The organism is Paramagnetospirillum caucaseum, from assembly GCF_000342045.1.
Classification (GTDB): Bacteria; Pseudomonadota; Alphaproteobacteria; order Rhodospirillales; family Magnetospirillaceae; genus Phaeospirillum; species Phaeospirillum caucaseum.
This window is the reverse complement of record NZ_AONQ01000114.1, coordinates 1-7,726: the sequence shown is the minus strand read 5'-3', so window position 1 is coordinate 7,726 and position 7,726 is coordinate 1. Positions and strand designations below refer to the sequence as shown.

Here is a 7,726-nt window from a genome sequence, read left to right as displayed (position 1 = left end):
GGGGGGCGGGAGTTCGGTAACGCGTTACCGAGTCTTGTGATGTATTCCCGCCTATTCTCGGCCTTCCAGGATCTTGGTGCATTCGAAATCCGCGATACATATGAATGAAGTTACCCACCAGCACGTATTGGAGTTGGGTACCTGCGAGGTGCCGCCTTGGCATGTGGTTTCAGTCCGAGCTATGCCGGGGTTCTTTTGCGGTTTTGCTTCGCTGACGGACGAGAGGGATCCGTCGATCTAACGACCAAGGTCAAAGTCGTCGATGCGGGTTGCTGATGGAGATCTTGACCGCGTCAGGGCCGCGATCGGATCGCACCAGCGTGACTGGAAGCGGGAGTGATCGTTCCGGTGGTGTCGCGCAAAGGCCGTTTGTCGGCGATTCTAAATTTTCGGTCAAAATCTTTTGGGCGTCCGTCTCATGGACAGAGGCGCGGTGCATGCTATCGTTCGGCGCATCGGAGCGATGGAGGAATAGGATGTCGAGGACGGCCAGGACGTTAGGCGCAGCGCTTTGCGCGCTTGGGTTAGGCTTCTCGGCTATGGCCGAAGTAACGCAGCCTTCCTTGGAACTCGCTCGCGGTTTGGTGGACGCCGAACGTTACGAAGAGGCGGTTTCCGTGCTGAGACGGCTCGATGCGGAGGATGCTGGCGCCGCGTCAGGCGTGGGAATCCTGATGGGGAGGGTCTATCTGGCCATCGGAAAGCCGGCGAAGGCCCTTGGTTATTTCGAGGATGCGTCCTTCTCTTCTTTGGATGGAGAGGGCGAGGCCTATCTCGGGCTCGCCGAGGCCGAGCTCGCCCTTGGCGATCTTGGCAAGGCGCGAAGGAACGCCGCTCTCGCACTGAGGACGGATCCCGATCTCGTGGCGGCGCATCTGGTCATCGCGAGGGCCGATCAGCGAGCCGGGCGCGCAGCCGATGCGTTTGCTCGTCTGCGGAAGCTGCGCGGGGAACGCGAGGATTCCGAAGACGTCGCGGTAGTGATGGCCCGATTCCTTGCTTCGACGGAAGGGGCGGGGCCCGCGATAGTGGAACTGGAGGGGTTTTTGAAACGCGTCCCGGAAGCGGCCGGCGCGCGCGATGCCTTGCGACGCCTTCTTTGGTCCATTGGAGATCGAGACGGGGCGATCGTCGCCGCCAAGTCGGCCGAGGCGTCATACCGACGTCGGGGGCAGATTGGTCGGGCGGAAGCGCTATCGTCCTGGCTCAAGGCCGTTTCTCCCGCAGCGCCCGTGAAAGCCGGGCCCGGTGAGGCGACGGAGCCGACCGGGGAGCCCGCCGGTAGCGCCGTTAGAGAGCCACCGCGTGAGCCTCCGTCCCCGCGCGCCCAGCCTCGCGCTCCGGTGGAGTCGTCGCCCGCACCTCCTCCGGCAAGAAAGATTACGCGTTCGGCTGCGCTGGATCGACCTGAGCCTTTTCCAATCGAGCCCGGAAGCCCGATTCTTACAGGGAGCGGAGTAGTCATGGAGGGCGGTCGATCGATCGTCACGAACAGGCACGTCGTGGAGGGAATTTCGGCGCTTTACGTTCGCAATGGCACCGGGCACGTTCGCAAGGCTCGCGTAGTCAAAATGTCGAGCGACGACGACTTGGCGCTTCTTGAGATTGACAAACCCTTTCCCGAAGGCGCCGTCGTTCCCCTTTCAGACGTCGTACAACCCGTGGCGGGTCGCGCCGCCATCGTCATGGGCTACCCGATGATCGGCCTTCTCGGAGACGAGCAACCGGCTCTGACCGAGGGGATCGTGGCGAAGGCGGCGGGTTTGGCGAACGATCCGAACACCTTCCAGCTGACGTCGAAGATCAATAAGGGCAATTCGGGTGGTCCGGTGTTCGACAAGCGCGGGCGATTGCTTGGCGTCGCCGTCGGAAAGACGGATTCGGCAAAGGTCTACGAACGGACCGGCGCGTTGGTTGAGGATATGAACATCGGCATCAAGGGCGGACGCATTCTCGTGTTCCTCGGAAAGAAGCCATCACCGGAAACGGAGCCGCCCGAGATGAGCCTTGAGGATCTGTACCGCGAGATGCTTCCTCGTTCGGTCCTCATCGTCGGTCAGAGGTGAGATGGCCATGAGAAAGAGAGTTTCGCTGCTCGCGACGTTCGTCCTCTTGGCTTCGCCGGTTTCGGCGGAGTGGGTGTCTGCCTCGGCCTACTACATGTTTCCGCCTTCGGTGCCCGAGGAGGAAGCCTGCAGACAGGCGGATTCCCGCGCTAGGGCGGATGCGGTGCGGAGGGTTAGCGGGGAGACGCTGTCGTCGGAAGAGGCGCTTCGCTGCTCCGAGCAGGGCGACGAGACCGAGTGCGCCAGGAACTCCACTACGTGGACGATGGTAGGCGGACTGATTCGAGGAACGCGAGGATATAGGGCTGAGACCACCATCGAGGCTGGAGCCATCCGCAAATGCCTAGTCTCCTTCGAGGCTGACGTTTTCGTCGCGGAAGGCAGGCCTGATCCGAACTTCGACGCGGGCGTTTCATTGAATGGTCTCGTATTTCGGGATGGCGAGAAGCTGGTGGTTTCCGTGACGCCGTCTCAGCCGATGCATGTCCAGATATTTCAGTGGCTGCCCTATGAGGCCGGCGACGCTCAGATCGGTCGCGTTTTCCCTAACGCGTTCGATTCCGTGGATCGGGTGACGAAGGCGTTCACCGTGCCATCGGAAGCCGGATCCAAGCGTTACGAGCTGAAAGTGTCCTATCCGACCAACCGGCGGGGCGGGCGCGCCATGATCGACGAATATCTGATGGTCGTGGCGACCAAGAGACCAGTCGCTTTTAGGGATGTCTATTCGCTTGATGATTTTAACAGGGTCATTGCGGAGATCCCCCAGGACGAGCGTCGACTGTTGCGGAGGCTCTACAACGTCGTCAGGGGCGGGGAATGAAGCGGGCCGGCTGCGTTTCCGTCTTCCTGGCCGTTTGCGCGACGGCCGGGTGCTCGGGCCCCTCTTACGTTGATGAAGGGGCGGGGGAGCGGGGGGGGATCGGCTTCAACGAGGTTAAGTTTCGGGTCGATGACTCTTATAGGGCTTCTCCGCCTGAATGCGTGGCGATTTTGCCGCTGAAGGCGAGGAGCCCCTCGAATCCGGAGGTGACGCTGGAAGATGCGGCGCGAGTGCGCCTGTCGGTCTACGCCCATCTTTCCGCCAAGTCCAAGAGAGGGGTTCGTCTCGAGCGGGTGGACAGGGTTTTCGCCGAGACGAAGGAGGATCGCGCTGAACTCGGAAAACGGCTTCGCTGCGGCGCCTTGCTCGAGGGGGAGGTCACGGAATCCGGGACGATGTTTCTCGCCCTTTATTCGCGGGTGTCGGTTGGAGCCGAACTCCGGTTGATCAGGGCTGCGGACGGCGTCGTTCTCTGGGAGGGGAAGCACGTCGCCGCGAGCCATGGCGGGTCGCTTCCCCTTGATCCCGTCGGGGTGGCCATGGGAATTCTCGACGCCGTCAACAACGTCGGCGATGAGCAGCTGCTGCGGGTGACAGACGATCTGGCCCGTCGCCTGGTATCGACTATTCCGGATGAAGGCAAGGTGGCGCTCGAAGACCCATCTGACAATTCCGCCCTCCCATTGACGCATCATGCCGCCGCCGCGGTATCCGACGACCAGGACCCGCTTGCGCTTGGCGAGCGCTTGATGTCGCAGGGAGATCATGCCGGAGCGTTGGTCGCCGCGGATCGCGCTTTGCTCGCCGATTCCAAGCGCTCTGAAGCGTGGTTTCTTAAGGGGCGGGTGTTGATGCTCGAGGGCGATTATCCGGGAGCGGAGACGGCCGCGCTGCGAGCCGTGTCGCTTGACCGAAGGAACGCCAGGTATCTGAATGCTCTGGGGGCGGCTAATGCGGCCAACGGTTCATTGGATCGAGCGCTCGCCGCCTATGAGATGGCGGTGGCGGAGGATCCGTCGAACGGCTTCGCCTGGTTTAACTCGGCCATCATTCTCATCTATGCCGGGAATCCGAACGATGCGGCCGATGCCTTCTATGCCGCCGGCCTCGCGTATATCAAGACGGGCGACGCGGCGAAGGCTGAGCGCGCTCTCGGCGAGCTCAAGCTCGTCGTCAAGACCGGCGTCGCAGCCAAGTCAAGGCTCAGGACCCTTGAGGACGCCCTTTCCGATCTCGCAAGGAGGAAGACATCATGAATCGATCCGTTCTCGGCGCCGTTCTCGGCGCCATGTCATTGGTCGCCTGCGCCTCGCCGCAGCCCGGCACCCCTGCGTGGACAGCGCAGCAGGAGCAGAGGAAGCAGGAGGCGAGGGCCGAATCGGTTAAGTCCACGTTGGACGAGCTCCCGTCTTGGTATACGAGTCCTCCCATCGACGAGCACTCGATCTACGCTCCGGGGACGGCGACCTCGACGGATCTGCAATTCGCCGAAGACAAGGCGATCTTGGGCGCCAAGCGCGCGCTGGCCGATAGGATCAACGGGCGGATATCGGCGAAGCTGAAGGAGTTCATCTCCGAGTCCGGTTCCGGTGAAAGTCCGCAGATCCTGACCGAGAGCGAACGCGTGACCAGCAACCTGATCACCGAGGTCAATGTGGCGGGCTACGCGATCACGGAGAAGAAGTTCATCCCGATGGGCCAGCAATATAGGGCCGTCGTATTGCTTCAGTATCCGCTCGGGAACGCCAATCGCATTTTGGTGGATCAGGTGAATAAGAATGCGGTTTTGCAGGGCAAAGTCAGGGCCTCGAAAGCTTTCCAGGAGCTGGAGAAGGACATTCAGGACGCGAGGAAGGCCGGGGCCGGGACCGGCGGCTGACGAGAATCGTCGGATGCGGGAAAATTTCGACGATTCGATGGTGAAAATTCCCGTAGCGTCCGTCTATGACCTGGAGAGTGTTCGTTCGACTACCGATCCGTGTTGAAAGCCTTGGCACTTCGGTTAGGATGTGCGTCGAACGCTGAGGAAACAAGGGTACGGACGCTTCGTCACGCGGTCCGAACTGAGAGGGGAAAGTCATGAAGTGCATCAAGAGGATTCTATCAGCCGTCTTCGTTCTGGCCTCGCTTTCGGCGTGCTCATACAACGCCGTGCCGATGACAGCCGTCGGTGGTAATTTTTATACCACGAACGAGGAGAAGATTCCCGGTCGGTTCGTCTTCGCCGTGGATGACACCTCGCTGACGAAGATGCGGGTGGAGGATGCCTCCAAGGGTTACGTCTGCGCGGCTCACAAGATTCCGGTCGATGCCGAGGCGTCGCTCAAGACCTCCATCCAGCAGACGCTTCCTCTCGTCTTCGAAGAGATCGAGCTCGTCTCCACCGCTCCCAGCATGGAATCGATGCGCAGGGACGGCGTCGCGGGTTTCGTCCTCATGAAGGTCGACCATTTCCAGCCTACCGTGTCGTATTCGCAAAAGTTCTTCGGAGCCGACGCCAACGCCAGCGTCGAGCTTAACGTGGGCGTCATCGTGACGGGGGTCGAAGGCAAGCTTCTCGCCACGTCCGTCAACGCGAATCGTTCCAAGATCACTGATGGCGGAATGTTCTGCGAGGGTGGCGCCGACGCCATGGGCCAAGCCACCTCCCTGGCCATTCGCGAGGTGCTGGAGCGTACCGCGGAGCGGATCTCGGGAAGTCAGAAGGTTCGCGAGGCGGGTCGGTCGGTGGCCTCCGCCAGGAAATAGGGCTCGCGGCGCGGCGGGACTCGGGACGAGAAATCGCCCCGGGGACCGCGTCGCGTTGCCGTGGATCTGCGAGGAGCGGGGCGACATGATTTCTGTATCGACGAGGAGCGTTGCGCGAGCCTTGGCCATCGTCGCGGCGCTGGGCGTTGCGGCGTGTTCTTACAACGCGGTGCCGCTCGCATCGGGTGGGACGAATTTCTATACCACAGCGGATGACAAGATTTCCGGGAAGTTTCTCTTCGCCGTTGATGCGACCTCTTTGACGAAGATGCGGGTGGAGGATGCTTCCAAGGGCTATATCTGCGGCGCCCACAAGGTTCCGGTCGATGCCGAGGCGCCGTTCCGCTCCTCGGTTCAGCAAACCATGCCGCTCGTCTTCGAGGAATCGGAGATGGTTGCCGTCTCCCCCGGAACAGAGTCGATGCGTCGGGATGGCGTCGCGGGTTTCGTTCTGGTCAAGGTGGATGGATTCCAGGCCTCCGTCGGATACGCCAAGAAGTTTTTCGGCGTCGATGCCAACGCCATGGTCGATCTTAACGTCGGGATCTCCGTAGTCACTCCCGAGGGCAAGATCCTCTCCTCTTCCGTCAATGCCACCAGATCGAAGATCACGGATGGCGGCTTTTTCTGCGAGGGAGGGTCGGATGCGACGGCCCAGGCCACCTCCCTCGCTATCCGCGAGGCGATGGAGCGCGTAGCCGAAAGGCTTTCCGGGAGTCAGAAGGTTCGCGACGCCGGGAAGGTGGCCGTCGCCACCGGGTCTTCGTCCGCTCCGGTTTCCTATCATACGCGACTTTCGGAAGCGCAGCAGGCGCTTGCTCCGTTGCTTCCGCGTCGCCTGATCGGCGCGAAGCGCAACGGTGATCTGGCGCTGATAGTGGGCATTGATCGGTACGGTCGCCTGCCCCGGGCGGACTTCGCGGAGAACGACGCCGCGCGTTTCGCGGAGTATGCGGTGAACGCCCTCGGGGTGGACCCATCCAAGGTGAAGCTGCTGCGCGGTGATCAGGCTACCCGCAACGACGTCGTCAAGGCGCTGGCGACGTGGGCGAAGGCGGAGATGATGCAGGGCGGCTCCACCGTCCATGTATTCTTCTCAGGGCACGGCTTGGCGTCGAGCGACGGCAAGGACGTCTTCCTCATGCCATTCGACGGCGATCCCACGGTGCTGAAGGAGAGCGGCATCCGTCGCGAGGAAATCATCGCGCGATTGTCTGAGGCCGGAGCCAAGGACGTGGTGATGGTTCTCGATACCTGCTTCTCCGGAGGCACTCGCACCGGCCAGACGTTGATGGCGTACGCGCGTCCGATCGCCATTTCGCCGACGGCCGGCGCCTTCCCTCGAAATGCGACGGTTCTTTCCGCCGCGAGCGGTGCGCAGCTCAGTTCGGGATTGCCGGGTGCGAAGCACGGCGCGTTGAGCTACTTCGTCATGAAAGGGCTTGAAGGCGAAGCTGACGCCAACGGCGATAGAAGGATCACTGCCGCCGAGTTGCATGCCTACGTCAAGGATAGGGTATCCAAGGAGGCTGTCCGACAAGGGAGGGATCAGATACCGGAATTGTCCGGTGACGGTGGAAAGGTGCTCGTCGAATGGTAGATTGGCGAGAGGGAATTCCGGAACTTGCGCTTGAGAGATTCGCCGGCCTTGAATCCGAGGAAGCCTTCAGGGCGTTCGAGGTCGAGTACGGTCCGCTGCTTGAGGTGGAGGACGGGTTCGACTGGCGAGAGGAAGTGGTCAGGATGAGGACTGCCATGGAAGCGCTCTCGGCCTTCCGGAGCGCTCGCGCGTATGAGGCGAGGGAGGGCTGCGAACCGTCTCCGGTGCTTCTTGCTCTTCTGACGCATCTAGCCGCAGCCATCGAGGCTGGTCTCGGACCAGATCGCGTGGAGTTGCGGACAGTGGTCGATAGATCACTGCTCGGGGTTCGGACTCGATTTAGCCCGACGTGTCTCCTGGGCGCCCTGTGGCTGCTGCTCGCGGAACGCGCTGCTTCTTGAGCGCTCCCGTCTTCGAAGGCAGTCCTCCTCAGGAGATTTCCCCTCGATTATATCGGGAGCGCGACTGACCGCACCGTCGTATCCGTCC

7 protein-coding genes are annotated in these 7,726 nt (G+C 61.8%); all 7 read left to right on the top strand.

The window, feature by feature from the left end; translation table 11 throughout:
- The first annotated feature begins 539 nt into the window (after positions 1 to 539).
- On the top strand, positions 540 to 2,066 hold the full coding sequence (locus H261_RS21925) for a trypsin-like peptidase domain-containing protein (protein ID WP_152427054.1): 1,527 nt from the start codon (positions 540 to 542) through the stop codon (positions 2,064 to 2,066).
- Between the two features lie 7 nt (positions 2,067 to 2,073).
- The gene (locus tag H261_RS21920) at positions 2,074 to 2,889 is read left to right on the top strand and encodes a DUF4384 domain-containing protein (RefSeq protein ID WP_152427053.1); all 816 of its coding nucleotides are present in this window, start codon (positions 2,074 to 2,076) and stop codon (positions 2,887 to 2,889) included.
- Complete coding sequence (locus H261_RS21915) at positions 2,886 to 4,145, top strand: tetratricopeptide repeat protein (RefSeq protein ID WP_008622087.1); 1,260 nt, start codon at positions 2,886 to 2,888, stop codon at positions 4,143 to 4,145. The genes H261_RS21920 and H261_RS21915 overlap by 4 nt, the downstream gene beginning before the upstream one ends.
- Entirely contained in the window at positions 4,142 to 4,768 is a 627-nt protein-coding gene (locus H261_RS21910) for a hypothetical protein (protein ID WP_008622085.1), read from the top strand. Before H261_RS21915 ends, H261_RS21910 begins: the two co-directional genes overlap by 4 nt.
- 200 nt (positions 4,769 to 4,968) lie before the next feature.
- Positions 4,969 to 5,637 (top strand): hypothetical protein, encoded by a 669-nt coding sequence (locus tag H261_RS24590; RefSeq protein ID WP_008622084.1) that lies wholly within the window; start codon positions 4,969 to 4,971, stop codon positions 5,635 to 5,637.
- Between the two features lie 121 nt (positions 5,638 to 5,758).
- Complete coding sequence (locus H261_RS23640; RefSeq protein WP_052004361.1) at positions 5,759 to 7,237, top strand: caspase family protein; 1,479 nt, start codon at positions 5,759 to 5,761, stop codon at positions 7,235 to 7,237.
- Positions 7,231 to 7,638 carry a hypothetical protein gene (locus H261_RS21895; RefSeq protein WP_008622078.1) on the top strand — a complete coding sequence of 136 codons (408 nt, stop codon included), beginning with the start codon at positions 7,231 to 7,233 and terminating at the stop codon, positions 7,636 to 7,638. The genes H261_RS23640 and H261_RS21895 overlap by 7 nt, the downstream gene beginning before the upstream one ends.
- The last annotated feature ends 88 nt before the right edge of the window (positions 7,639 to 7,726 follow it).